This is a genomic window from Schaalia dentiphila ATCC 17982 (assembly GCF_000154225.1).
Taxonomy (GTDB): Bacteria; Actinomycetota; Actinomycetes; order Actinomycetales; family Actinomycetaceae; genus Pauljensenia; species Pauljensenia dentiphila.
Window position 1 is genome coordinate 1,907,617 of the sequence record NZ_DS264586.1, and the last position, 26,295, is coordinate 1,933,911.

General features: G+C 65.8%; 21 protein-coding genes and 2 tRNA genes. 6 read left to right on the forward strand and 17 right to left on the reverse strand.

Translation table 11 applies throughout. The features are described 5' to 3' along the window. Positions 1-20: 20 nt before the first annotated feature. Positions 21-93 (forward strand) — tRNA-Lys (locus ACTODO_RS08135). Positions 94-1,175: 1,082 nt separating this feature from the next. Here the strand turns inward: ACTODO_RS08135 and ACTODO_RS08140 are convergent. The 9 genes from ACTODO_RS08140 to ACTODO_RS08190 form a co-directional block, all read right to left on the reverse strand. Beyond that, on the reverse strand, positions 1,176-2,870 hold the full coding sequence (locus ACTODO_RS08140) for a hypothetical protein (RefSeq protein WP_003792899.1): 1,695 nt from the start codon (positions 2,868-2,870) through the stop codon (positions 1,176-1,178). Next, the gene (locus ACTODO_RS08145) at positions 2,855-3,658 is read right to left on the reverse strand and encodes an ABC transporter ATP-binding protein (protein WP_050749186.1); all 804 of its coding nucleotides are present in this window, start codon (positions 3,656-3,658) and stop codon (positions 2,855-2,857) included. Before ACTODO_RS08145 ends, ACTODO_RS08140 begins: the two co-directional genes overlap by 16 nt. Before the next feature lie 105 nt (positions 3,659-3,763). After that, on the reverse strand, positions 3,764-4,633 hold the full coding sequence (locus ACTODO_RS10940) for a hypothetical protein (protein WP_131332796.1): 870 nt from the start codon (positions 4,631-4,633) through the stop codon (positions 3,764-3,766). Between the two features lie 1,146 nt (positions 4,634-5,779). After that, entirely contained in the window at positions 5,780-6,253 is a 474-nt protein-coding gene (locus ACTODO_RS08165) for a peroxiredoxin (RefSeq protein WP_003792904.1), read from the reverse strand. A gap of 53 nt (positions 6,254-6,306) precedes the next feature. Next, a tRNA-Leu gene (locus tag ACTODO_RS08170) sits at positions 6,307-6,387 on the reverse strand. A gap of 83 nt (positions 6,388-6,470) precedes the next feature. Beyond that, positions 6,471-7,562 carry a tRNA 2-thiouridine(34) synthase MnmA gene (gene mnmA, locus ACTODO_RS08175; protein WP_003792905.1) on the reverse strand — a complete coding sequence of 364 codons (1,092 nt, stop codon included), beginning with the start codon at positions 7,560-7,562 and terminating at the stop codon, positions 6,471-6,473. Continuing rightward, positions 7,563-8,768 (reverse strand): cysteine desulfurase family protein, encoded by a 1,206-nt coding sequence (locus tag ACTODO_RS08180; RefSeq protein ID WP_003792906.1) that lies wholly within the window; start codon positions 8,766-8,768, stop codon positions 7,563-7,565. Further along, complete coding sequence (locus tag ACTODO_RS08185; protein ID WP_003792907.1) at positions 8,765-9,742, reverse strand: electron transfer flavoprotein subunit alpha/FixB family protein; 978 nt, start codon at positions 9,740-9,742, stop codon at positions 8,765-8,767. Before ACTODO_RS08185 ends, ACTODO_RS08180 begins: the two co-directional genes overlap by 4 nt. 1 nt (position 9,743) lies before the next feature. Beyond that, positions 9,744-10,547 (reverse strand): electron transfer flavoprotein subunit beta/FixA family protein, encoded by an 804-nt coding sequence (locus tag ACTODO_RS08190; protein ID WP_003792908.1) that lies wholly within the window; start codon positions 10,545-10,547, stop codon positions 9,744-9,746. Between the two features lie 193 nt (positions 10,548-10,740). Between ACTODO_RS08190 and glgX the strand changes: the two genes are divergently transcribed. The 5 genes from glgX to glgB all read left to right on the forward strand — a co-directional run bounded on the left by glgX (position 10,741) and on the right by glgB (position 19,046). Continuing rightward, positions 10,741-13,029, forward strand: coding sequence for a glycogen debranching protein GlgX (glgX, locus tag ACTODO_RS08195; RefSeq protein ID WP_003792909.1), 2,289 nt, complete (start codon positions 10,741-10,743; stop codon positions 13,027-13,029). A gap of 47 nt (positions 13,030-13,076) precedes the next feature. After that, positions 13,077-14,177 (forward strand): tryptophan--tRNA ligase, encoded by a 1,101-nt coding sequence (gene trpS, locus ACTODO_RS08200; RefSeq protein WP_003792910.1) that lies wholly within the window; start codon positions 13,077-13,079, stop codon positions 14,175-14,177. A 24-nt stretch (positions 14,178-14,201) separates the two neighbouring features. Further along, positions 14,202-14,459, forward strand: coding sequence for a hypothetical protein (locus tag ACTODO_RS08205; protein ID WP_003792912.1), 258 nt, complete (start codon positions 14,202-14,204; stop codon positions 14,457-14,459). 184 nt (positions 14,460-14,643) lie between these two features. Next, positions 14,644-16,689, forward strand: a complete 2,046-nt coding sequence (locus ACTODO_RS08210; protein ID WP_003792913.1) for a maltotransferase domain-containing protein — start codon at positions 14,644-14,646, stop codon at positions 16,687-16,689. Positions 16,690-16,850: 161 nt separating this feature from the next. Beyond that, positions 16,851-19,046: a 1,4-alpha-glucan branching protein GlgB gene (gene glgB / locus ACTODO_RS08215; protein WP_003792914.1), complete on the forward strand. Its 2,196-nt coding sequence runs from the start codon at positions 16,851-16,853 to the stop codon at positions 19,044-19,046. 109 nt (positions 19,047-19,155) lie between these two features. Here glgB and ACTODO_RS08220 read toward each other — a convergent pair whose 3' ends face one another. The 8 genes from ACTODO_RS08220 to nucS all read right to left on the reverse strand — a co-directional run bounded on the left by ACTODO_RS08220 (position 19,156) and on the right by nucS (position 26,282). After that, positions 19,156-19,329 carry a hypothetical protein gene (locus tag ACTODO_RS08220; protein ID WP_003792915.1) on the reverse strand — a complete coding sequence of 58 codons (174 nt, stop codon included), beginning with the start codon at positions 19,327-19,329 and terminating at the stop codon, positions 19,156-19,158. A gap of 42 nt (positions 19,330-19,371) precedes the next feature. After that, positions 19,372-20,274, reverse strand: a complete 903-nt coding sequence (locus tag ACTODO_RS08225) for a tetratricopeptide repeat protein (RefSeq protein WP_244262543.1) — start codon at positions 20,272-20,274, stop codon at positions 19,372-19,374. A gap of 100 nt (positions 20,275-20,374) precedes the next feature. Beyond that, positions 20,375-21,373 (reverse strand): hypothetical protein, encoded by a 999-nt coding sequence (locus tag ACTODO_RS08230; RefSeq protein ID WP_003792917.1) that lies wholly within the window; start codon positions 21,371-21,373, stop codon positions 20,375-20,377. Continuing rightward, complete coding sequence (locus ACTODO_RS08235) at positions 21,373-22,821, reverse strand: ICP22 family protein (RefSeq protein WP_003792918.1); 1,449 nt, start codon at positions 22,819-22,821, stop codon at positions 21,373-21,375. Before ACTODO_RS08235 ends, ACTODO_RS08230 begins: the two co-directional genes overlap by 1 nt. Before the next feature lie 152 nt (positions 22,822-22,973). Further along, complete coding sequence (locus tag ACTODO_RS10645) at positions 22,974-23,216, reverse strand: Rv1322 family protein (RefSeq protein ID WP_081445783.1); 243 nt, start codon at positions 23,214-23,216, stop codon at positions 22,974-22,976. A gap of 50 nt (positions 23,217-23,266) precedes the next feature. Next, complete coding sequence (locus ACTODO_RS08240) at positions 23,267-24,457, reverse strand: N-acetylglucosamine-6-phosphate deacetylase (protein WP_003792921.1); 1,191 nt, start codon at positions 24,455-24,457, stop codon at positions 23,267-23,269. A gap of 26 nt (positions 24,458-24,483) precedes the next feature. Continuing rightward, entirely contained in the window at positions 24,484-25,590 is a 1,107-nt protein-coding gene (locus ACTODO_RS08245) for a DNA glycosylase AlkZ-like family protein (protein WP_003792922.1), read from the reverse strand. Continuing rightward, complete coding sequence (gene nucS, locus ACTODO_RS08250; protein WP_034512357.1) at positions 25,590-26,282, reverse strand: endonuclease NucS; 693 nt, start codon at positions 26,280-26,282, stop codon at positions 25,590-25,592. Before nucS ends, ACTODO_RS08245 begins: the two co-directional genes overlap by 1 nt. Between the last annotated feature and the right edge of the window lie 13 nt (positions 26,283-26,295).

The following is a 26,295-nucleotide window of genomic DNA, read 5'->3' on the forward strand; positions in this document are numbered from 1 at the left end:
CCTGCTGGTGAAAGTCCCCCGCGTCATTAGCTCAATTGGCAGAGCAGCTGACTCTTAATCAGCGGGTTGAGGGTTCAAGTCCCCCATGACGCACAGACAACCGGCGCCCTTCGGGTCGCCGGTTTTTCATATCCGTGCCCCCGTTTGTATTTTCGGTGTTGGCCGTAGCCCACCAGATTTCCGGCCGCCGCCAGGCCTGCCCGACAGCTCACCGTCCGCGCGGCCGACAGCCCTACGTCCGCAAACTTGTCGTTCCTATAGTCAACACTGCCCACAGCCCCGCCAGATCTCCGGCCGCCGCGAGGCCTCCAATCGAGCGACTTGTCACACTATTTTCCATCGCTTAGCCAGGCATCGATGCCACATGCGATACAAAACTCGCCCAGCGCACCCTTGCTCATCCCGCACCCGCGACAAAATACGCCCAGCACCGGCAAAACACCCAAAAATCGCCGTTTTCTTGCTTGCAGGGTGATCTTTCTCGCGCCATGACATGCCACACCGCTCGTCACGAAAGCTCAATACCCATGTGCGGGCCTTTGGAAGCGCACGTGGACCCGACGATACGCACGTAAGCCCGAAGATTTACCCGTGGGCCTCATAACCTGCGAGTGGGCAACGCCGCCCACGTGCGCATCTAGAGGTTTGCGTGCGTATCAAGAGGTTCGTACGCACATTCAGGGGTTTACGTGTGCATAGCTGTGCTCAGATGACCACCGAGGGGGCGCATTAACACTCGTACAAGACATCACTGTGGCAGCGGAAGAAGCAGTCCTCGGAACTTTAATGGAACTCTTAACCCGATGACACGCACGGCAACCCGCTTCCACACGTTAACCCGCTATTCCGTATCTGGGCGGGGCCGCCAACGCTCGAATTAGAGAGTTTACGTGCAACTTAGAGGGGTAACGCACGGATTCGCGGATTAGCGTGAGAACGTACATACACACGTGTGCGGATAGGTTACGCACGTACGGATAGGTAACACGTATGCGGATAGGTTACTAACCTATCCGCATACCAATAAGCTATCCGCATAGTCCACCGGTCAACCACGCGGAGCACCCGGACGACACCTTCTATGCGATCCTCAGCCTCTCAGACGCCACCCATACACAGCGAGGCCGGGGCACCCCGTGGGTAACCCCGGCCTCGTGCGTGCAGTGCAGACGAGATCAGTGTCCCGGCCAGCTGCGGATCGACGTGAGCGCGGCGACCGAGTAGCGGTCCCATACGCGCCCGCCAATCCGAACGGCTGCCTCAAGGACGAGCACCGACCACGCGAGGGCCACGACGTAGGCGACCCAGTTGGGAACGAAGCCGAAAGACGCCAGCACGAGCAGCACGTAGGACGGGATCTGCAGAACCGCGGTCCCCGCGAAGCCCACGAGCTGCAGCAGCATCGTCATCAGGAAGGAACCGGTACCCTTCGTCGCCAGCGGGGACGTGCCCGGAGGCTGCACCGGGTAGACCCAGCGCGCGTTCACGACGAGGGTCGTCGCAGCGGCACCAGCGAAGAGGACGACGCCCATCACCTGGTGGAACACGAAACTGGAGGCATTCGCACCGGTGACGGCATCGTAAATGAGGTAACCGATGACCTGGGGAACTAACACGATGAGCGAACCCACGAGGCGTCCGCGACGTTCCTCGCGACCGCTCATACCCGACGAGACCACGATCCAGGCGCCCGTCGAGTCGTATTGCATGAGCGCGCCGGTCGTCAGGCCCGTCGTGATGGGCACCAGGTAGAGGAAGATGCCCGCCGAGAAGGCGAATGGCTGCCCCTCAGTAACCATCCGTCCCATGAAGATCGCGACAACCGGGAACAGCAACGCGAGCGCCATGTTCATATTCAGGCGCGTATCGACGATCCAGTAGCGCAGCGTGCGCGCCGCCAGGGAGGCGCTGCGCACACCGAGGCCGAGGCGCGTGAACAGGTCGACGCTGCGCAGGCCGGCGGCTCTCGACTGCTCGGAGCGGCGACTGCGCGCTTCATCTTCGAGGGATTCGTCGATGAGGTGGCGTCCCTCGTCGATGGCGCGCTGCGCGTCGGCGCTGATCTCACCGGCGTAGCCGCTCATGACGGGGCGCAGGACGGCGAGCCAGGCCCGCCAACCGACGACAGCGGTCACGACCGTGATGAGAGCGCGGATCGCCGCGGCCACCCACGCGCCCTCGAGCAGCGAAGCAACCACACCGAAGGGAGCGCCGAAGGGAGTCCACAGTGCGACGTTCAAGCCCGCCTTGAAGGCCTCAACGGAAAAGTTCCGGGCCAGCAAAGACATCCAGTAACCCAAGGGGGTCACCACCATCATGAAGACGACGGCGCCCAGGGCCGTGACGGCATCCTTCTTACCCGAGCTGTCCAGGCGTACCGCGAACCAGGTCCCGACCGCGCGCGCCCACAGCACCGCGAGAGGCAGCGTCACGACACCAGCGATAAACCAGCCGAGCGCCTCAAGCCACTGGGCACGCCACAGCGCGAACCAGACGGGTAGGAAGAGGATCATCGCGGACAGGAGCCCGCCGGGACCGACCGCAGTCGAGGCGGCCAGCCCCGCCCCGAGGCGTTTGCTGGGTCCCACGTAGGGCGACAGGCGCACGGGATCGAGAGAGTTGTCCATCGAGGCGAAGATGATCGGGAGGACCAACCACAGCAGGAAGATGAAGGGCCCGACGATCGGCATCACCGGTGTGGCCAGGTAGGCCTCGTCGGAGCGAGCGAAGAAAGCGGTGCCCAGGAGCACCGAGCCGTAGATTCCGCCGAAGTAGAGGACGCCGAGAACCGCGAGAACGAGGACGACCGTCTGCTTGCGAACCGTGTTCCAGATGATGCGGAGCTTGAGGCGAATCAGTTGCCCAACCACGACAGGCCTTCCTCGGAGTGGACGCCGCCAACCAGGGAGGTGAAGCGCTCCCCCAGGTCGCCGCCCTGAGCGACCTCGTCGGTGGTTCCGGAGACGAGCACGCGTCCCTTGTCGATGATGGCCACGTGCGTGCACAGCTGTTGGACGGTTGCCATCACGTGCGAGGAGAGAATGACGGTGCCGCCGCGACGCGTATAGTCGGTGAGGATCTGGCGGATGTTCGTCGCGGAAACGGGGTCCACGGCCTCGAACGGTTCGTCGAGGACCAAGACTCGCGGCGAGTGGATGAGGGCGGCGGCCAGGGCAACCTTCTTCGTCATGCCCGCAGAGTAGTCGCTGATCAGCTTCTTCCCGGCCTCGGCCAGGTCGAGGGCCGCGAGGAGTTCGTGAGCACGCTCACGGGCGACGGACGCGTCCAGGCCGTGGAGCATGCCCACGTGGACGAGGAAGTCAGGGCCGGATAGGCGGTCGAGGAGGCGCATCCCGTCGGGCATGACGCCGAGGAGAGCGCGCGCCTCCTGGGTTCGCGCCCACACATCGACGCCGTGCACGTAGGCGGTGCCACGGTCGGGGGTGAGCAGGCCTGTAGCCATGGTCAGCGTCGTTGTCTTACCGGCGCCGTTAGGACCGACGATCCCGTAGAAGGATCCGGTGGGAATATCGAGGGACAGGTCGGCGACGGCGACGAGGTTGCCATAAATCTTGACGAGGCCTCGGATCGCCAGTGCAACATCTTCCCCGACGGGGGCGACGGGTACCGCAGGAGCGGCGGGCTGCGAATCGGACACGAGATACTCCTTCACGCATTGAAATACCCGCTCATTTTACCAGCGATCCTAGGCAATGCTTCGAAGCAAGTCTCAGATGATGACCCCAATGAATAGGGAGGAGTCCTACTCGCGACTGATAACAACATGAAGCCCTTGATCAGGGTGATACGTCCACGTTGCTCGATAGGAACCCCATGTCTCCTCCCGAGTGCCATCAATTGCCCGCGTCGTATCCATGCGTTGCATAAGCGACTCGGGTGCATCCAACTCCTGAAGAACACAGCCGAGGGTGACCACACTCATCCCGGACTGCTTCTTACCGAAGGTATTCATCTCCAAGCTAGATCCATCGGAGGCAACTGTGGCATGCGGAGCTGCCTTACAAGCAGTGACGGCCTGAGCAAACGCTTGATTCTGGCCTCCAACCAGCATGGCCAAACCAACAACCGACACGATGGTGGCAATAATCCCAGAGAAGAAGCCGAGAATGAACATTCCAAGCCCCAGCTTCCAGCGCCGTTTCTTGCGTCGAGGCTCGCGATACTCCGCCGGAATGTCCAGCCGATCATGTCGATACGCCATGGCGTCGCGACGCCGAGCTTCCTCAACTTCCTCAGCGGGCACGTACATCTGCTCGACAGCTACTAGACGCGAAGCAGGCCGCACAGGGGCCGGATCGGACAGAGCACCAACACGGTCTCTATCCGAGCCTTCGTCACGTCGCCTGTCCCCGCCATAGCGAGATGAGTCGAGAGACAAACCAACGGAAGACTCATCGTAATGCGCATACTCCCGTTCGGGCGTCACCTGCTGCTCGCGAGGAGCAAAAGGACTTGACTGCGCCGGCGAAAAACCGTGATCCTCATCTGCCCTACGATACCGGGCAGCACGTTCAGTCGGCACTGAAGGAGCACTACCGCCTCCCGGCTGCGGATACGCCCTCGCAGGCTGACCACCACCGTACCGATACGCATCTGGCATGTGTGCTCCCATGAATCCTCCATTGGCGGGAAGCTATCGATTATTCGACAATCATAACCGTAGATTACCCAGAAAGCAATGGAATAGATCCACACCCACTCTCCTACGCGAACACCCCCTCACCCATCACCAACACATCAAAACGAAGCATGATGCCCATTTCGTCGGAGTGAGCCACACAACGACCAGACAAAATCCAAGCTAGTACTACAACGGCTTCTACCCAGCCCCAACAGGTCTACACCCCAAGACACGCAGATGCCCAAGCAGACATCAAAAAGGCAGACGACGACCTAATTCTTAGCAATAGCCTGCACGAATATCCACAGACTCAACAAACGCGCAAGCACCAGAGCTAACGGCACCTCGCGAAGACATGCCAGACACGCGCGACACATACAAGCCGGCAACAAACGCCGCAACAATCAGGAGCGCCGAGATGAATCCGAGGAGGAACATTAGGAGGCCACCGTGGCGCTGCCCGCGGCGAGCGGGACGCTCCCGGCGATCCAGGCGCGACTCAATCTCGCTGGCACGACGAGCCTCGGCCTGGCGCCGAGAGGCACCTCCGACACGAGAGCTTTGAACGCCCCCCTGCTCCGACGGCGACACAGCCTCGGCAAGCGCACGACACTGCCCGCCATCTCGTTGTTCGAGCGCACCCACAACACGCATAGTCGTGCGATGCCAGTTGCGGTGGACGGGAACGCCGGGGCATGGATCTGCCCCGTAGGTCGCCGCCGCCTCGTCCCGATGCGCATATTCGCGAACGGGAGTGGAAGGCTGAGCGACGCGCCCAGCCTGCGAGGAAACCACGTCGCGCGCGACCGCGGCCTGCTGCGCCACCGCGGCAGCATCCTCCGACGGTCGAGATTTCCTCGACGGGCGAGGTGAACCCGGGGCCTTTCCCCGAACCACTGCGTCCTCGGCGCTCACAACCTGTTCGACGAGAGATGACTCGGGGGCGCGGGCAACCGTAGGCAGGCTCGGCTGTTTGCGCAGGCGAACAGGCACAGCGTCGGCCGGATAGTCCCGCGCCACCTGTCCCGTGCCGATCCGATACGCATCAGGCGTAGCGCCCCCCATGAACCCTCCATCAGTAACAAGCCGTTTATTTCTCAACTACCATACTCGCTAGTTACCGAAAAAGCAAGGGCATTAGTCGATACCGAGAGTCTTCCGCAATCGAGCCACGTGACCGGTTGCCTTCACGTTGTATTGGGCCAGGGCGACCGTGCCGTCAGGGTTCACAACCACGGTCGAGCGGATGATGCCCACGTAGGTGCGGCCGTAGTTCTTCTTTTCACCCCACGCGCCGTACGCCTCGAGAATCTCGTGATCCGGGTCGGAGGCCAGCGGGAAGGTAAGCGACTGCTTCTCGGTGAAGCGCTCGAGGGCGGCCATCGAGTCGGCGGAAACACCGATGACGGAGTAGCCGGCACCCTGAAGCGACGCCAGGGAATCACGAAAATCACATGCCTGCTTCGTGCAGCCGGGGGTGGAGGCCTTCGGGTAGAAGTAGATGATGACACCACGCTTCGAAGAAGCGAGCAAGTCGGACAGAGACAGGGTGCCCTGCGTGGTCTCAGCGGTAAAGTCGGGGGCCTTGCAGCCAATTTCCAAAGCGGTCATGACCTCAGTCTATCGACCACCGCCGCCCGGAGGCGACCGGGTATCGGCAACCGTGCGCGAGATGGGACTCGAACCCACACGTCAAAGACACTGGAACCTAAATCCAGCGCGTCTGCCAATTCCGCCACTCGCGCGCGCACCCCAGTGTAACGGATGTGCGCGAGACCGTCCGCATGCCCTCGCCCACGCCCGCCGACAACAAGCAAACCCGAGGCCCTCAGCGCCCGGTTGCGTCGATTGTTCCCTCGCCGAGAACACGGGTACCGCGATACACGACCATCGACTGGCCGCGCGCGACGCCACGCGCGCTGCTCGCGAGGACGACGCTGATGGTTCCAGCGTCCAGGTCGCGCGTCAGCGACGCGACGGGCACGGGGGTGCCGTGCGCGCGCAGCTGCACGAAAAGGTCGGTGGCGTCGGAGCCGTCGTCGTCAGAGGCGAGCCAGACGGCGTCCGTGGCCGTAATGCGGGAGATGGACAGGAGCTCGGAGGCTCCCACGACGACTTGGTTGGTCTCCGGCCTCGTCTCGAGGACGTAGCGGGGGCGCCCGTCGGGTGCGGGCGCGCCGATACCGAGGCCCTTGCGCTGGCCGACTGTGTAGTTCCAGTAGCCCTCGTGGCGGCCCAACACCTCGCCGTCGGGGCTGACGATCTCACCCTCGGCCGCGCCCAGGTGAGCGCGCAGGAAGCCCTGCGTGTCACCGTCGGGAATGAAGCAGATGTCGTAGGAGTCGGGCTTGTTGGACACGCCCAGGCCGAGGCGCTCGGCCTCGGAGCGCACCCACGCTTTGTTGGGGGCATCCCCCAGGGGCAGGACGACGCGGTGAAGCTCCTCGGGCCCCATGACGGCCAGCACGTAGGACTGGTCCTTGAGGTTGTCGGCACCGCGGTGCAGCTCGGGTCCAGCCGCACCATCGACGATGGCCGCGTAGTGGCCAGTGCACACCGCATCGAATCCGAGCGCGCGGGCGCGGGTGGCCAGCTCGCGGAACTTCACGAACTCGTTGCAGCGCACGCAGGGGTTGGGGGTGCGCCCAGCCTTGTACTGGGCGACGAAGTCGGTGATGACGGTCTGCTCAAATTCCTGGGCGAGATCCCACACGTAGAACGGGATGCCGATAATTTCGGCGGCGCGCGCCGCGTCGCCGGCGTCCTCGATCGAGCAGCAGCCGCGCGAGCCGATGCGGCACTCCTGGGGTTGGGAGGATAGGGCCATGTGGACGCCGACAACATCGTGCCCGGCCTCCACGGCCTTCGCGGCGGCGACGGCGGAGTCCACACCGCCGGACAGTGCTGCCAGAACTCTCATCTAGGGTTCCTCGTTTCGTTCGTTGCGCACGTGGGCGACGCCGTCCAGGGCGGCCCCCGCGCGGATGGCCACGGGCAGCGCGGCCAGGAAGGCGTCGATATCGTCGCGGGTCGTCTCGTGGCCGAGTGAGACGCGCAGGACGCCGAGCGCCTGCTCCTCGCTGCGTCCCATCGCCATGACGATCTCGGAGGGGCGCGTGACCCCCGCGTGGCAGGCAGACCCGGCGGACACGGCGATTCCGTCCATGTCGAAGGCCATGAGGACGGCCTCAGGGCGGGCGGTGGGCAGGGATAGGTGGATGATGGCGCTCGACGAGGCAGTCTCCCCCACCGTCGAATACGTTCCCTCCGGCAGGTGGGACAGCAGGTGCGCGCGCAGGGCGGCCGCACGGGAGGCGAAAGCGGCGCGCTCTGCGACGACCTCGGCGAGGGCGGCACCGAGAGCGCAGGCACCCGCGACGTCGGGCGTGCCCGAGCGGATCGAGCGCTCGTGGCCGCCGCCGGGTCGGTCGGTCGTCATGGGGATGCCTCGTCGGGCGAGGAGAACGCCGATGCCGGCGGGGGCGCCGACCTTGTGGCCGCCGACGCTCATGAGGTCCAGGCCGAGCTCGGCAAAAGACACGTCCAGGGTTGGAATGGCTTGGGCTGCGTCGGAATGTACGAGGCCTCCGCTGGCCTGCACGAGCTCAGCGAAGTCTGCAACCGGCTGAATCGTACCGATTTCGGAAGACACGAGGGTCATGGATCCGAGCGCAAGGCGACCGTCCCACGAGGCGGGTGCATCGTCGCCGGAAACACGGGGCAGGATGGACACGCCGCCCGCATCCACGGGCAGGACCTCCCAGGAGAAGCCCTCACGAGAGGCGACCTCGCGCTGATGGGCGACCGCGTCATGCTCGAGGCCCGAGACGACGATCAGGTCGCGCGCGTCGTCGCGCCCGTGCATACCTCGGGCCGCGGCCATCACACCGAGGGCGTCCGATTCGGTGGCTCCAGAGGTGAAGATAACCTCGTGGATGTCTGCGCCGAGGGCCGCTGCGACCTGCTCGCGCGCGTCGTCGAGCATGCGACGGGCCCGCCGCCCTCCGAAGTGGAGGGCGGCGGGATTGCCGGGGGTTGCAGCTAGGTCACGCTGGGCGCGGGTCCACGCCTCGAGGGCGCACTCGCGCAGCGGCGTGGTGGCAGCGTGGTCGAGGTAGACGCTCACGCCTGGGAGCGCGCCTCCTCAATGGCGGCCAGGGCCGCGGGCACGACCTCGGTGACGTCGCCGACGACGCCGAAGTCCGCGATCTCGAAGATCGGGGCGTCCGGGTCGTCACACACGGCGACGATGTGGGCCGAGGACTGCATACCCACCGTGTGGTGGATCGCGCCGGAGACGCCCAGGCCGATGTAGAGATTCGGGGTGACGGTCAGGCCGGTCTGGCCGATCTGCTCGGATCGCGGGGCCCAGCCCTCGTCGCAGGCGACGCGGGTCGCACCCACGGCGCCGCCGAGCGCCTGAGCGACGGAGCGAACCAGCTCGAAGTCGCCGTCCACGCCGCGGCCACCGCACACGACGGTGGAGGCGTCGGTCAGGGACACGCCTTCCTCCTCGTCGGGCACTGAGGAGACGACCTGGATTGCGCTGGCCTCGGGGCTCAGCTCGACGGCGAGGGCCTGCGGGGTCAGGGCGACGGGAGAGGCAACCGGGGCCTCGTCGATGACGCCGGAGGCGATGCCGACGATCGGGGTCTGTCCCTCAATGACGATCCGCATCGACCAGGAGCCTCCCAGGGCGGTCTTGCCGATCTGGAGGACGCCGCCGTCGAAGCCGACGGAGGACGCACCGGAGACCACGCCGGCCTCGGTGAGAGCGCCGACGCGACCGGCGATCTCGCGACCGCGGTAGTCCGAGCACAGGAGCACCAGGCCAAAGCTGCCGGTCGCCAGCGCGGAAACAAGCGCGTCGGAGGCCACGACCGAGGAACGCACAGCGTCACCCAGGTCGGCATGCAGCAGTTGGGTCGCGCCCAGCTCCGACAGGGCGGCCACATCGGGACTGGCAGCCAGGGACAGGGCGACGACGTCGGCGGAGGTCAGGGACGCGGCCAGCGTAACCGCCTGGCGTGCCAGGGGCGTCAGGTGATCGCCCGCCTGGTCGGCCAGAACGAGGATCGGGGAACTCATCTGCTGCGTCATGTCACTTCACCACCGAAAGGATGTAGTCGGCCAGAGCGCGCCCGCCCTCACCGGCGTCCTGAATGATCGTGCCCGAGCCGTCGCGGGTCTTCTCCTCGCTGTGGGTGACGGCGGTCAGCGCACGGCGCATGACGAGGGCCTCGCCGCCGGGAACCTCGACGAGGTCGTCGATGCCCCACTGATCCAGCGGCTTCTTGCGGGCGGCCTTCATGGCTGCGAAGGCCGGGTAACGCGGCTCGTTGATCTGGTCGGTCACGGAGACGACGGCGGGCAGCGCGGCGCGCACGGTCTCGGTGTAGCCGTCGACGGCGCGCTCGATGGTGACGGCGCTATCCTCGACGCTCAGGGAGCGGGCCATGCCCAGCAGCGGCATGTGGGCCTTGGCAGCCAGGGCGGCGGGCAGCATGGAGGTCATCGCGTCCAGCGAGGCCATGCCGGTGATCACCAGGTCGACGGGGCCGCACTCTTCGGCGATCTTTGCTATCGCGACGGACAGAACGGAGGCGGTCGTGATGACGTCGGAGCCCTCAAGGAACTCGTCGGAGACGATGTAGGCACGGTCGGCGCCCATCTGCAGGGCGCGCATCAGGGAATCCTCGGCGTCCTCAGGGCCCATCGTCAGCGCGACGACCTCGGCCTCGCGACCCGCATCCTCTTCGGATTCCTTCAGCTGGACGGCAGCCTCGATGGCGTTCTCGTCCAGTTCGTTGAGTACATCGTCCTCACCGCGCACCAGGCGGCCGCCCTCAAAACGGCGTTCGGACTGCATGTCGGGGACATGCTTCACACACACGACAATTCTCATGACTTCTAGCGTGCCACATTCTGCGCAGCACGCCCATATATATGAGGGTTCCCTCACCGATGCGTGCCGCTGCTCATACCCTCAGCCCACCCCCTAATCCGACCGCTTAATTGACGGTCACGTATGATGGATGATGGCTGCATCTATCAGGCTACGATGCAGCCAATAAACTGTAAGAAAGAGGCACTGTTATATGTCCGAGCGTTCCGGCTCGTCCAGCGTCCCCACCGTGCGCGTCACCAAACCTAATCCCGTTCCCACCCGTCTGGGGGTTTTCCCGTCGGGCGACGGTCTCGATGTCGCCGTGGTCGCCAGGGCCGCCTCCGGCGTGGACATGTGCATCTTCGACGAGGCCGGGGCTGAGATCCGCTTCGCTCTGCTCGGCCCGAAGACCGGCATCTGGCACGGTCACATCCCCGGATACGGTGCGGGGACCCGCTACGGTTTCCGCGTGCACGGCACCTGGGATCCGGACGGTGGCCAGTTCTATAACTCGCACAAGCTTCTCCTCGACCCCTACGGCCGAGGCCTCGACGGCGTGGTGGACATGAAGCCTGCGGTCTACGCGCACTGTGTAGACGAGGACCTCTACCCCTCCGAATACCCGCTGCGCCGCTCCCCCATTGACTCCGCTCCGTACATGCCGCGCTCGGTCGTCGTGGAGCCCTCCTTCCCGATCGCTCCGCAGCCTCACGTTCCGTGGGAGACCACCGTCATCTACGAGATCCACGTCAAGGGCTTCACGAAGAACATGCCCGGCATACCCGCGGAGCTGCGCGGCACCTACGCGGGCCTGGCTCACCCGGCCTCCGTGTCCTACCTGAAGGACCTGGGCATCACCGCCGTCGAGCTGCTGCCCATCCACGCGAAGTGCGACGAGCCTTTCCTCACAGAACGAGGCCTGACGAACTACTGGGGCTACTCCACCCTCTCCTTCTTCGCCCCCGAGCCCTCCTACGCCACCGAAGCCTCGCGCGAGCGCGGCGCCCAGGCGGTCGTCGACGAGTTCCGCGGCATGGTCTCGCTCCTGCACCAGGCGGGCATCGAGGTCATCCTCGACGTTGTCTACAACCACACGTGTGAGGGCGGCGACGCCGGTCCATCCCTGTCCTGGCGCGGCCTCGACTCCGACATGTACTACCGTCATACCTCCTCGCGTCCAGTCCAGACGATCGACGTGACGGGCACGGGCAACACCATCAACGTGGACCATCCGAAGACCATTCAGATGGTGCTGGATTCGCTGCGCTACTGGGTCCGCGAGATGGGCGTGGATGGTTTCCGCTTCGACCTGGCGGCCACGCTCGGCCGTTTCTCGACGGGCTTCAGCCCCATGCACCCGCTCCTCATCGCGATGGCGACGGACGACGTCCTGGCCCACTCGAAGCTGATCGCCGAGCCGTGGGACGTCGGCCCGGGCGGCTGGCAGACGGGTAACTTCCCGGTGCCCTTCTCCGAGTGGAACGACCACTACCGCGGCGCCCTGCGTAACTTCTGGCTGGCGGACGTGCGCGCCCAGGCCTCGGGCCATGTCGTCTCCGGCCCGAACGATCTGGCGACCCGCCTGTCCGGTTCCCAGGACGTCTTCGAGCACGGCCTGGGTCGTCTGCGCGGCCCCCGCGCCTCGATCAACTTTGTGACCGCCCACGACGGCTTCACGCTCGCGGACCTGACCGCCTACGACCGCAAGCACAACACGGCGAACCTGGAGAACAACCGAGACGGATCGGACGACAACCGCTCGTGGAACCATGGCGTGGAGGGCACGCTTGCTTCGAACGGCACACACCCGAGCGCCGACACCCCCTATGCGATCCTCTCCGACATGACGATCGCCGACCTGCGTTCCCGTTCCCAGCGCAACATCCTGGCCACCATGTTCGTCTCTTCGGGTACACCGATGCTGACAGGCGGCGACGAGTTCGGCCGCACCCAGTACGGCAACAACAACGCCTACTGCCAGGACGACCCGATCTCATGGGTCGACTGGGACCTGGCCGAGAGCCAGCACGCGCAGATCGACGCCGTCTCCTGGCTGATCGCCCTGCGCAAGGCCCACCCGGTTCTGCGTCCCGACCGCTTCGCCACGGGCACCCCCCATAACGGTGACACGATCGCCGATCTGTCGTGGTACACCGCCCAGGGCACGCCCATGCCGGACTACGGCTGGACGGACTGGCGCCACCGCACGTTCCAAATGCTGCGCTCGGGCGTGACATGGGGCGACCGCGACGCGCTCATCATCATCAACGCGAACCTGGACAGCGCCGAGGTCACCCTGCCCGAGGGCCATGACCTGGACTGGCTCGTCGCCTACTCGACCGTGTGGGCCACTCCTGCCGAGGGCGGCGTCGGCTCCACGCTCAACCCGGCTGAGCTTTCTCTCGAGGTCGAGCACGTGACCCCGCGTTCGACGCTGACGATCGAGCCTCTCTCCGTCACCATCCTGCTCTCCGACGTGGCGTTCCGGCCCGAGAGCTGACCATTCTTCCATTCCCCCGTCACTCACACATTGGATAGGATTCACGCATGACTCGCAGTGAAGATGCCCTGGAAACCGCAACCTCTGATGCCTCGCTGGCCCGCTCGAAGGCCCGCAGCGCCGAGATCGACCTGGCGATTGACCAGGACCCCTCGCGTTTCCGCATCCTCACGGGTGACCGCCCGACCGGCCATCTGCACCTGGGCCACTACTTCGGCACGCTGCGTAACCGCGTGCTCCTGCAGAACCGCGGCGTTGAGACCTGGGTTCTGGTCGCCGACTACCAGGTGATCACCGACCGCGACGGCGTGGGTCCAATCCGTGAGCGCGTCCTCGGCCTCGTCGCCGATTACCTGGCCGCGGGCATTGACGCTGAGCGCTCCACGATCTTTAACCACTCGGCGGTTCCGGCACTCAACCAGCTGATGCTGCCCTTCCTCTCCCTGGTCACCGAGTCGGAGCTGCACCGCAACCCGACCGTGAAGGCCGAGCTGGAGGCCACCGAGGGCCGCGCGATGACGGGCCTTATGCTGACCTACCCGGTCCACCAGGCCGCCGACATCCTCTTCTGCAAGGCGAATATCGTACCCGTGGGCCAGGACCAGCTCCCCCACCTGGAGCAGGCTCGCCTGATCGCCCAGCGCTTCGACAAACGCTACGGCCGCGCCACCCCCGAGCGCCCCGTCTTCCCTCGGCCTGAGGCCCTCCTGTCCGAGGTCCCGCTGCTGCTGGGCACGGACGGCCAGAAGATGTCGAAGTCGCGCGGCAACACGATCGAGCTTCGTATGACCGCGGACGAGACCGCGAAGATCCTCAAGAAGGCAAAGACCGACGCAGAGCGCCGCATCACCTTCGATCCCGAGGGCCGTCCCGAGGTCTCCAACCTCCTGATGCTGGCCTCCCTGGCCACAGGCGAGGCTCCCGAGGCGATCGCGGACCATATCGGCGATGCGGGCGCCGGCATGCTCAAGTCCCTCGTCACCGAGTCCCTCAACGAGATGCTCGCTCCCCTACGCGAGCGCCGCGCCGAGCTCATCGCGAACGAGGACTACCTGCTGTCCGTCCTGCACGCAGGCAACGAGCGCGCCAACGAACAGGCCGACCAAACCCTGTCCGAGGTGCGCACCGCCATGCAGATGGTCTACTGATCCCACACCTTCCTGGAGATACTCATGGCATACAACCAGTTCCCCGAGCACCCCGACGACTCCGTCGGCTCGTGGATGCTCACGCTCTTCGTCGCCGGCATCCCGCTGGTCGGCTTCATCTACATGCTCGTGCTCGCCTTCGGTTCGGGCGGCTCGCCTGCGAAGCGCAACTTCGCGCGCGCCATGTTCATCTGGCAGATCATCGGTGTCGTTGCGACGATCCTGGCGTTCCTCCTCTTTGGTGGTGCGGTCATGGCGGGGCTGCAGAACAGCGGCAGCTGAGCGTCGATCTTCTCAACGGAGGGTAGTTCCTGGACACACAGGGGCTATCCTCCGTCTTTTCTGTTGAAATTCCGCCCTTTAGGCCGACAGTTGAGATCTTGACAGAACATATGGGTATCGACCTGAGCGCCGAGGCATGGGCCTCACTTTCACGCGCGCGCATCCATAGGCTACTGTGGGTCTCGTGAGCGAGAAACTGTTGCCCCGTATCCCGATCATTGAAGTGTTCCCCGTCATCGAAGACGGCACGCTTCCCGCCAAGGCGACCGAAGGCGAGCCTTTCCCCATTCGTGCGACCGTGTTCCGCGAAGGACACGACGCATTCGCCGCCGAGGCTGTCCTGCTGCGCCCGGACGGGGGTGAATACTCCCGCACGCGCATGGTGGACATCGCCCCCGGCCTCGACCGGTACGAGGCCTGGGTGGCCGCCGACACCCCCGGCGCATGGTCCTTCCGCGTGGACTCCTGGTCGGATCCCTACGCGACGTGGCGCCACGACGCGACCGTGAAGGTCGGCGCCGGCGTCGACGTCGAGCTCATGCTCGAGGAGGGCGCCCTCCTCATGGAGCGCGCGGCCGAAGGCACCGCCTACGGCAACCCCTCCCAGAAGCGCCCCCCGGCCTCGGACATTGACGTCCTGACCGACGCGGCGCGCCGCCTGCGCGACACCAGCCATTCCGCCCAGCAGCGCCTCTCCGCGGGCATCTCCTCGCGCGTGCGCCTGATCTTCCGCGACCACCCGCTGCGTGACCTGCTGGATTCCTCCCGCGTCTACCCGCTTGACGTAGCCCGCACGAAGGCCCTGGCGGGCGCATGGTACGAGATCTTCCCACGCTCCGCAGGCGCCTTCCAGCGCCCCGACGGCACGTGGGTCTCCGGCACTCTCGCGGGCGCCGCCAAGGACCTGCCGCGCATCGCCGGCATGGGCTTCGACGTCGTCTACCTGACCCCGATCCACCCGATCGGCACGACGCACCGCAAGGGCAAGAACAACTCCCTGGAGGCCGCTCCCAGCGATCCGGGTTCGCCCTACGGCATCGGCTCCCCCGAGGGTGGCCACGACGCCATCCATCCCGAGCTCGGCGACTTCGCCGACTTCGACCGCTTCGTTGAGCGCGCCCGAGGCCTCGGCCTGGAGGTCGCTCTCGACCTGGCCCTCCAGTGCTCCCCCGACCACCCGTGGGTCAAGGAGCACCCCGAGTGGTTCACAACCCGCGCCGACGGCACCATCGCGTATGCGGAAAACCCACCGAAGAAGTACCAGGACATCTACCCCCTGAACTTCGACAACGACCCGGAGGGCATCTACCAGGCCGTGCGCGACATCATCGAGCTGTGGATCAACCACGGCGTGACGATCTTCCGCGTCGACAACCCGCACACGAAGCCCATCCCCTTCTGGGAGCGCCTGCTGGCCGACATCAAGGCTCAGTACCCGGGCACACTCTTCCTGGCCGAGGCCTTCACGCGCCCCGCCATGATGCGTACCCTCGGCGCGATCGGCTTCGACCAGTCCTACACGTACTTCGCGTGGAGGACCGAGAAGGAGGAGATCGAGGAGTACCTGCGCGAGGTCTCCGAAGAGACGGCACACCTCATACGCCCGACCTTCTGGCCCACGACGCACGACATCCTCACCCCGCAGATGTGGGACGGTGGCACGGCCATCTTCGCGATCCGTGCGATGCTCGCAGCCCTGGGGGCGCCCACGTGGGGCATCTACTCCGGCTACGAATTCGTCGAGAACGAGCCCCGTGGCACCTACCAGGAACCCAACGACAACGAAAAATACGAGTTCCGCCCCCGCCACTGGGAGGACGCCGAGCCGATCGGCATCTCGCGTCTCTTCACGCTGCTCAACGCCGCGCGAACCAAGCACCCTGCGCTGCGCCAGCTCCACCAGATCCGCATCCACCCGACGTCCTCGGATCGCCTCATCGCGTTCTCGCGTCAGGTGCCCGGAAGGTTCACGGCAGACGGCAAGCCCGACACCGTCATCTGCGTGATCTCCCTGGATCCGCACAACGGCGTGGACGCCACGGTCGAGCTCGATCTGGAGGCGATGGGCCTGGCGACCCCGGGTGGTCACATTACGGTCGTCGACGAGCTGGACGGACGCTCCTACGTGTGGGGCTCGTCCAACTGGGTGTCGCTGTCCCCCGTGACGCGCCTCGGCCACGTCTTCAAGGTCGAGCCCGCGCATTCTTCGCCCTGGGCACAGGCCTCATGAGGATCGTGCGCCCGGCGCAACCACGTCACCGCGCCGGGCGCACGACACCCCTCCATAACCCCCGCCAATATGAGACCCGGCTCCCTATTTTGCCGGTCAGCCGTTAGACTTATCATCACCAGTGAACTGAGCGGTTCACCCTTCTGGAGTAAGGAAAATCCATGAGCTTCGAACTTACGCCGATCCCGGTCAATGACGACATTCTCGACGCCGTTGCCTCAGGCTCGTACTACTCGCCCCACTCTGTGCTGGGCGCACACCTCGGTGACGACGGCGTCACCATCCGAGTTGTCGCGCACCTGGCCGACGCGGTCGACATCATCACTCCCACCGGTGCATACGCTGCCACGCACGAGCGCGGCGGCATCTGGGTTGCGGCCCTGCCCGGCAAGGAGATCACCGCCTACCGCGTGTCCGTCACCTACGGCGAGGACACGATCGTGCGCGACGATCCCTACCGCTACCTGCCCACCCTGGGCGAGATGGACACCTACCTGATCTCCGAGGGCCGCCACGAGGACCTGTGGAAGGTGCTGGGTGCCCACGTGAAGACCTACACCGACGAGCTGGGCGAGACCACCGGCACCGCCTTCGCCGTGTGGGCTCCCAACGCCCGCGCCGTGCGTGTCGTCGGCGAGTTCAACTACTGGGACGGCACGCAGACCTCCATGCGTTCGCTGGGTTCGTCCGGCGTGTGGGAGATCTTCGTTCCCGAGGTCGGCGTCGGCGCCCGCTACAAGTTCGAGATCCAGGGCCCCGGTGGCAACTGGTTCGAGAAGGCCGACCCGATGGCCCGCGCCACCGAGATTCCCCCGGCCACGGCCTCGGTCGTCACCGACTACTTCCACGAGTGGAGCGACCAGGAGTGGATGCAGGCTCGCCGTGAGCGCAACGTGCACGACGGCCCCATGTCCATCTACGAGGTCCACGCGGGCTCCTGGCGTCAGGGCCTGGGCTACCGCGAGCTGGCCGACGAGCTGGTCCCCTACGTCAAGCAGATGGGCTTTACGCACGTGGAGTTCATGCCGCTGGCCGAGCACCCCTTCGGTGGCTCGTGGGGCTACCAGGTGACCTCCTACTACGCGCCCTCCTCGCGCTACGGCACCCCGGACGACTTCCGCTACCTGGTGGACGCTTTCCACCGCGAGGGCATCGGCGTCATCTTGGACTGGGTCCCCGCCCACTTCCCCAAGGACGACTTCGCGCTGGCCCGCTTCGACGGCACCCCGCTGTACGAGGACCCGGACCCGCTGCGCGGCGAGCACCCCGACTGGGGCACCTACGTCTTCAACTTCGGCCGCCGCGAGGTGCGTAACTTCCTGGTCGCCAACGCCCTGTACTGGCTCGAGGACTTCCACATCGATGGCCTGCGCGTCGACGCCGTGGCCTCGATGCTGTACCTGGACTACTCGCGCAAGGATGGTCAGTGGCGTCCCAACCAGTACGGCGGGCGGGAGAACCTGGAGGCCATCGAGTTCATCCAGGAGGCGAACGCGACCGCCTACCGCCGCCACCCCGGCATCGTGATGATCGCCGAGGAGTCCACGGCATGGCCCGGCGTGACTGCCCCGACCTCGGGCGGCGGCCTCGGCTACGGCATGAAGTGGAACATGGGCTGGATGAACGACACCCTGCGCTACCTGAGCGAGGATCCGGTCAACCGCCGCTGGCACCACGGCGAGCTCACCTTCTCGCTGGTCTATGCCTTCTCCGAAAACTACGTGCTGCCGCTCTCGCACGACGAGGTTGTGCACGGCAAGGGCTCGCTCATCTCGAAGATGCCCGGCGACAAGTGGCAGCGCCTGGCGGGCCTGCGTTCGCTGTATGCCTACCAGTGGAGCCACCCGGGCAAGCAGCTCCTCTTCATGGGGCAGGAGATCGGCCAGGAGCAGGAGTGGAACGAGTCCTACTCCCTCGACTGGTGGCTCCTGGATCAGGAGGGTCACGCCGGCGTCGCGGCTCTGGTGGAGCGCCTCAACAAGATCTACGCCTCCTCCCCCGCCATGTGGGACGACGACTACACGGGCTTCGAGTGGATCGACGCCTCGGACGGCGACCACAACCTAATCTCCTACCTGCGTAAGGGATCGGACGATGCGGGGAACCGCGAGGTCGTCGTGTGCATCTCGAACTTTGCCGGCAACCCACACGAGGGCTACCGCGTGGGCCTGCCCTTCGGCGGCGAGTGGGTCGAGATCCTGAACACGGACTCCGAGGAGTTCGGCGGCTCGGGCGTCGTCAACGTCGGCACGATTATCGCCGAGGACACCCCGTGGAACGGCCGCCCGGTCTCCGCGTCGCTGCGCGTGCCGCCGCTGGGCGCGGTGTGGCTGGTGCCCACCTCGCAGGTGCGCTGACACCGTAGGCTGATACAAGGAGGCCGGAGCAGGGATTCCTGCTCCGGCCTCCTCTGTTGCCTCGTCGTCAAGGAGCCAAGCTGGGGTACGCGGCAGTATGAGCGAGTGTTTAGAAGCCCGCCCTCCCCCGGTCGATCTGCCCCTGCAGCTTGATGAGTTCACGCCTCACTTCGGGGTCAGACTCACGGTCGATTTTCTTCGTCAGTTCGTTGTGCGTGGAATGCCATCCGTACCACACGACGACGGAGACAAACACGAGAACGACGATGATCCATGCTGCCATGATGACGGCCCCTTTCCGCAACTGAGCGTTGGAGCGACGGTATCACATGAGGAGCATCGCCAGGCGCGTGCGCGCCGTGGAGACCTCCGGGGATGAACCGGCAACGCGGAATAGATCCAGGAGACGCAGGCGCAGCGCGTCGCGCTCCTCGGCATCCGTGGAGGCTGCGAGCAGGTCTAGCAGCACGTCAAAAGCTCCGGCGGCGTCGCCCGCGGCGAACAGCGCATCTGCGTGTGCGGCGGGATCGGTGGCGTCGGCCTGCGCGCTGCGGGCCGCCAGTCGCACGCGGGACAGGTGAGACTTCGCGTCCTCGTCGCGCGGATTCAGCTCGATAACCTTCTCCCAGCCGGCGATGGCCTCGTCGAGGTTCCCGGCGGCCTCGGCGGCCAGGGGCGCCTCGTGCTCGGGCGGGGTCGGGGCGACGGTGTCCTTGGCAGCCACGGCGATGCGCGCCGTGACGCCCATCTGGGCGGCTGCATCGAGCACCTGCGTGATGATGGGAAGCACCTGTTCCTTAGCAGCCGCGCCCTGGAACAGCGGAACGGGGCGCCCGCCGACGAGGGCGACAACCGTGGGCACACCTTGGATCTGGAATGCCTGAGCGATCGCGGGCGCCTTGTCAATGTCGACCTCGACCAGCTGGAACTTTCCCGCCTGCTCGCGCGCGATCTCCTCGAGCATGGCCAGTGCCGGCTTGGACTCGAGCGAACGCGGCGACCACATGATCATAATGACCGGCACGGCCTGGGAGGTGGACATGACGTCCTGGAAGTTCTCCTCGTCCGTGGTGGTGATCAGCGGGATGTGCAAGCCCTCCCCCGCTGCGGGAGCGGAGGACTCCTCGGGAGCGGGTGTGCTCGCGCGTGCCGACAGGTCGACGGCTCCGTGCGAGTCTGCGGGCATGGGCGTCGCCACGGATGCGGGACGAGGGTCAGGCGTAGTCATGGTGTCCTCTTCGTTAAAAAAAGTTGTTATTAAGAACGATGATATGCGTCGTCCCCACGACTCTAAGCCGCGGGGACGACGTGTGCGCTGTGGGTGAAAATCAGCCCGGGCTCGACGAAGGATCGAGCGTCACGGACACAATGGCGTACTCGCCACCAACGATCTGGGGAATTCCCCCCGCCGTCTTCGACGGAATGCGCATCAGGATCGTCGCCAGGTACTCCGCAGTAGCGGCGCCTTCGACAGTCGTGCCGTCAGCACTCATCGTCGCCGTCTTACCGCCCAGATTCATGGTCGCACCCGCGACCGTGCGCTGGTAGGTCAGCGTGAACTTGAAGTTGGCCGCAACCAGTGCCGAACTGTCCTGGAGAACCAGGCCGGAAATCGGGTAGTCCGTCGCCGTGGCCACGGCGGTCACGCTACCGGCAGCGCTCACCGAGGAGTTCAGATCAGTGACGTTCGACAGGTAGGTCTTCGTGAAGTCGTCCGCGACAAACTGCGTGGTGTCCTGGATGCCGGAGTTCAGCATCGTGATGTACTGAGCGAGCGCCGCCTCGGGGCTCACCGTGAAGCCCTCGGAGGTACCGGTCACGTAGGCCGAGCCGGTTCCCACAGGGGGCAGCGTCAGCTGGGTGCCGCCCAGGAGGCGCGCATAGTTCGTCAGCTGGTAGTCCGAACGCGCGGAATCCTGCACGTAGACCTGCACCACGGGCAGGGCTGTTGAGGAGGACTCGGAGATGTTGAAGATCGCACGAGGCCACGAGTCGGAGTTCGTGATGGCCAGCGAGGCCGGCGTGAAGTCAAGGGCCTGCGGTGTCTGGCCCGAGGCCTTCGCGTATGCGTACTGGGCAGTGCGGTACGCAAGGGCACCCTGCGAGACGCGTCCCGACAGGTCCGAGGCGTCCAGCGACGCATCCGCAGTGGTCATGGCCTTACCGGTCGCGTCGAGCACGGAGGAGATGCGCTCGAGGTCGAGGTTGGCGGCGCTCTGTGCCTCCTCACCCGACTGGGCGACGATCTCGTTCGAACATGCGCTCATTCCCAGAGCAGAGGTCATGAGCAGGGCGGCCGCAGCGGCGGCGAGGGTGCGTCGTTTCATCACTTACCTTCCTGGCGGTCCTTCAGCCAGCCGGACATGATCGAGGTCCAGCCGCCCGTCGAGGACGCGTCATCATCGGGTGCCGACGTCGGCGCGGGAGTCTGCTCGGTAGCGCGCGGACGCGTCACTGGGATGAGGCCCGTGTTGAATTCCTGGCCATCGATAACGACGACCTGCTCACCGTTGTTGCGGGCCTCGCGCAGCGCGCGGCGCGACGGCAGCGTGCGACCACCACGAATACCGGACAGGTCGATGACGCCGGTATCAGTCGTGGCGCGCTCCGGCGGATCCTGGTCGATCGGACCATTGTCGAGGCCGTGGCGGCCACGACGCTCGAAGGTATCGGTCAGCGGGTCCGGGACGTACTCCTCGGAGGTGTCAACGGTAGGCTGTGCCTGCTCTGCGTTGTCGTCCGAGGCCTCGGCGGGCTCCACGGGGGCCTCATCGGCGGGCTCGGCCTTGGCACTGTCCTCAGCCACCGCCTCGTCAGCTTCCGCGACAGGAGCTTCGTCGTCCTCGGCCTCATTCTTGCCGGACGCGAAGGCGGCGGCGCCCCACGTGGGAGCGTTGTCTGCGTGCTGGTCGTCGGCGTCAGCCTCATGCTGCTCCGACTGTTCCACGGAGGGCTCGTCGGCCTTTGCCGGCTCGGATGCCACAACGGCGACCGGGGCAGCCTCGCGGGCAGCGGCGATGCGCTCGGCGACGGCGGCGGAGTTGATCGAGGAGGTCTCGAGGGAGTCGGCCTTACGGCGCTCTTCGATGCGGGCCTCGCGAATCTTGCGCAGACGCAGGAGCTGCCAGCGCGTGAGGAAGAGCGCGAGGGCAATCAGCGCGAAGATGCAGGCGGCAAGGAACGCGATGATCGCGAGGGTGTTGGTCTGCTCGACCTTCCAGGTCAGCGTCAGCGTGAGGTCGTTGGGGCCAGCGGCCGAGGCGGCGAGAGCGGAACGGCCCGACGGAACGTTCTCGAGCTCCAGGCTCACGGTGCCCTCACCGCTGGCCTTCTTGAACCACATGTCGGAGGAGGCGAGCTGCTGGACCAGATCGGCGGACGACGGCTCGGCGAGGGGCTGCGCACCGGACTGCACGCCCGACTGTGCGCCAGACTGGGCCGGGGTGGGCGACGGGACGCGAGACGGGCCGATCGCATCGTGCGATTCGGCCTTCAGCTTCGTACGGTCGGACTCCACGCCGATGACCTCGGTGTAGGCGGCATCGCCAATCCAGCCCTTGACGTCCTGCGTGGTGCCGATGCTCAGCGTCACGGGTGCACCCGACTTCGACGTCGCTGTGACCGTCACATCGTCCTTCACGATCGACAGCACATTGCCGCGCGTCATGATCAGATCGGTCGAAGACACGACCGACGAGACCTGATGCGTCGGCGGCCGCAGCACGGTCACACCGAGCAGCCCGACGAGCACGCATACGAGAGCCACAACGCCCATCGACGTTGCCGCCACGTATCGCTTAAAGACTTCCACGGTTGCTCCTCACGTCCAACACCCACACTGCTGGCATTCTTCAGGCTCCACTTTACGTGCTCACCCCGATGGCGGCCGAACTCGCACGCGGGGCAGTGATGCATCACATCCGCGCGTCACAGGGGACGCAGTCCTCGCCGCCAGCACTCCAAGTGCCAGTGACGGCGTGCCTCGACTCCCTGAGGCAGGCCAAACGGCGCTTCTTCGGGCCACGCAACCACGTGCGCTGTGCCCGCGGGAATCGGGCGCAAGCAGGCCGGGCAGGTGTATTCCTTCTCCGAACCGGGCAGGCGGCGCACCTGATAATCGCCCCCGTCAGGGCCGCGTTCCATACGCGGCACGGAGGCGAGGCGGTCCATCTGCAATGGACGCGCCTCGCCCCACGGTCGTTTCTTGCTACGTTTGCCTCTCACGCAACCACAGTGCCACGTCGCCAGACGCGGCGCACGTCGAGGTCAGAGTCGACCTCGACGATGTCGGCCTTCTTTCCGGCCGCCAGCGAGCCGATCGTGTCGTCGCCCAGAATCGTGGCTCCCTGAGCGGAGGCCATGTACACGGCATCAACGAGCGGGATCCCGCCCTTGGTGACGGCTACGCGCACGCAGTCCATGAGGTGCGCCGTGCCACCCGCGATGGAGTTGCCGTGAGCCAGGCGAGCGACGCCGTCCTTCACGATGACGTCCTGGGGGCCGAGCGTGTATTCACCATCGGCCATGCCGGCGGCCGCCATCGCATCGGTGATGAGAACGACGTGCTCGCGGCCGACCAGTTCGTACACGTCACGCACAAGGGACGGATCGACGTGGACGGAGTCGCAGATTAGCTCGGCGACGGCACCGCCGCGAGCGGCGTCCGAGAGGAACTCGGCGATCGGGCCGGTGTCGCGGTGGTGCAGCGGGCGCATGCCGTTGAACAGGTGGGTAATCGTCGCACGCGGGCCGCGCTTGGTCTCCACCTGCGCGAAACGCTCGCGCGAGTAGGCCAGGGCCTCGCGAGCCTTCACGGAGTTGGAGTCAGTGTGCCCCCAGGAAGGCAGCGCTCCCCCGTCGATGAGGGCCTCGGCGACCGAGCCGGGGCCGTAGGCATTCGGCTTCTCGGGGGCCAGCGTCATGGACAGTGCGTACCCCTGGCAGTCCTCGATGAGGGTGCGCGTCAGGTCCGCGTCAGGATCGACGATGTAGGTCGGGTCCTGGGCGCCGCAGCGTTCGTGGGAAACGAAGGGACCCTCGAAGTGGATGCCGGCGAGTTCGTCGGCCTTCGCCAGCTCAGCCAGGGTCTTCGCGCGCGCACGCAGCACCTCGGCGGAGGCGGTCACGCAGGATGCGACCAGGGAGGTTGTGCCGTGACGGCGATGCTCGAGGACAGCAACGAGAGCTGCCTCGGCGGTCTCAGCGTTGGGGAAGGACTCTCCGCCGCCGCCGTGGCAGTGCACATCGACGAGGCCGGGCAGGTAGGTCAAATCGCTGGCTTCGGGCACCTCACCCTCGTACTCGGAAACGGCACACACACGGGTAATAGTCACGCCGTCAAACTCGATAATTCCATCCTCAACGACGGTATCTTCCAGAACCAGACGGCCACGCAACACAGAAGTAGTCATGCATTAATTGTGGCACGAATGACACTTCACTGCTGCGTCTCGGACAACCATTTCTCCCAGTCGCCGAACGCCCGTCGCGCCGATTCCTCATAGGTCCCGCAGCCGTCGGCAGTCACAACCTGGCTGCCGGGAGCACGCACGGCAACCACGCGTCCACCTGCGACAGCAATCGGACGGAACATGCCGTTCTTCGCCGCGCAGATCAAAGCCTCGCCCGCCTCGTCCGTCAGACAGGAACGGTCCTTATAACCGCCATGCAGCTCATCAAATGAGGGCAGCGCGAGCATCGCCTCCGCCTCAGCACGGAAGTCTTCCACGAGATCTGTGAGATCCGCACGAGCCAGACCGCCTCCACATTCTGCAAGAGGAAGGCCCACGTTCTCCCCCGCCACGCGCGCTCCAGCCAACGCTCGACGCGCTTCGGTGAGAGTCAACCCGGTCCACCTAGCCAGGTCGGCCTCGTCGACGGGACCGTGCCCCCAGGCGTAACGCGCTGCCAGGACCGCGAGGGCTTCTTCGTGCCCGGGCTCTCCTTTCGCGACCCCGGGGGCGGCCGGAAGTGAGCGCGCGTCAACGATCAGGTGTTCACCCGCGCGCACGGGCCCCGCGGTGAGCACACCATCCACATGGAGGCGCATGATGAGGTGGCGGCGCCGTAGCCCGCCCTGTGAGGAAGAAGCCGTCACTGTATCGATCCCACTACTGCCCCACGCCTCGACAAGCTCGGCGCGGCTCACTCCCAGGGGTGAGGTCTCCAGCAGGTCACACGCAACCTGCGCCGCACGCTCGACGAGAGCAGCAGTGAGGCCCAGAGCAAGCGCCTGGCGTTCCCACGACGCACGGCGGTGACGCAGCAGTCGGCGCAGCCAATGGTGGTCGCGGGCGCTCGTCGCGTGAATGGTGCCGCGCATTGGCCAAGATCGAACCAGCTCACCGCGCGCGAACGACTCCTCGACGCGAGCGCGCGACACACCCGCGCAGCGCACGCCAATCGCCCAGGGGATCGCGCTCGCCTGCTGACCTTGCAGTGCCGCCAGATTCTCAACGGCGTCCAGCGGGGAACGCGCCGCGGTCGCAGGGACGAGTCCTTGGGCGATGATTCTCCCCAGGCTCACCCGACGGGATGCCTCCATCAGAAAAGTCGAGACTCGGGGTCATCCACCCCGCGCATCGCGTCGTAGTCCAGCACCACGCAGCGGATACCGCGATCCTCGGCGAGGGTGCGCGCCTGCTTGGTGATCTCCTGGGCCGCGAAAATACCGGTCACGTCGCCCAGAAGCGCATCGCGCCCCAGCAGCGACAGGTAGCGCGTCAGCTGCTCGACGCCGTCGATGCCGCCCCGGCGCTTCACCTCGATCGCCACGTGATTGCCGTCGGCGTCGCGCACCATGAGGTCCACCGGGCCCACGGGTGTGGGGAACTCGCGGCGCACCAGCTCCCAGCCCTCGCCAAGGATCTGGGGCACCTGCTCCGCGAGAAGCTCCTGCAGGTGCCCCTCGACGCCATCCTTCACGAGGCCGGGGTCGACACCCAGGTCCTCGGTGACATCGGCGATGATCTCGTGTATGCGGATGATCAGCTTGTCGTCAGTCTTGTCAGCCTGAACCGTCCAGACCTGCTCGACACCCTCCTCGTCCTCGCCGGGATCCCCCATGGAGACCGTGCAGGGAGCCGTCATCCAGTTGAGCGGCTTGTAGGAACCGCCCTCGGAATGGATGAGGACCGAGCCGTCACCTTTGAGCATGATGACGCGCTTAGCGGGATCCAGGTGAGCGCTCAGACGACCGGAATAATCAACGGTACAGGTAGCAATAACAATACGCACCCCGCGAGCTTAC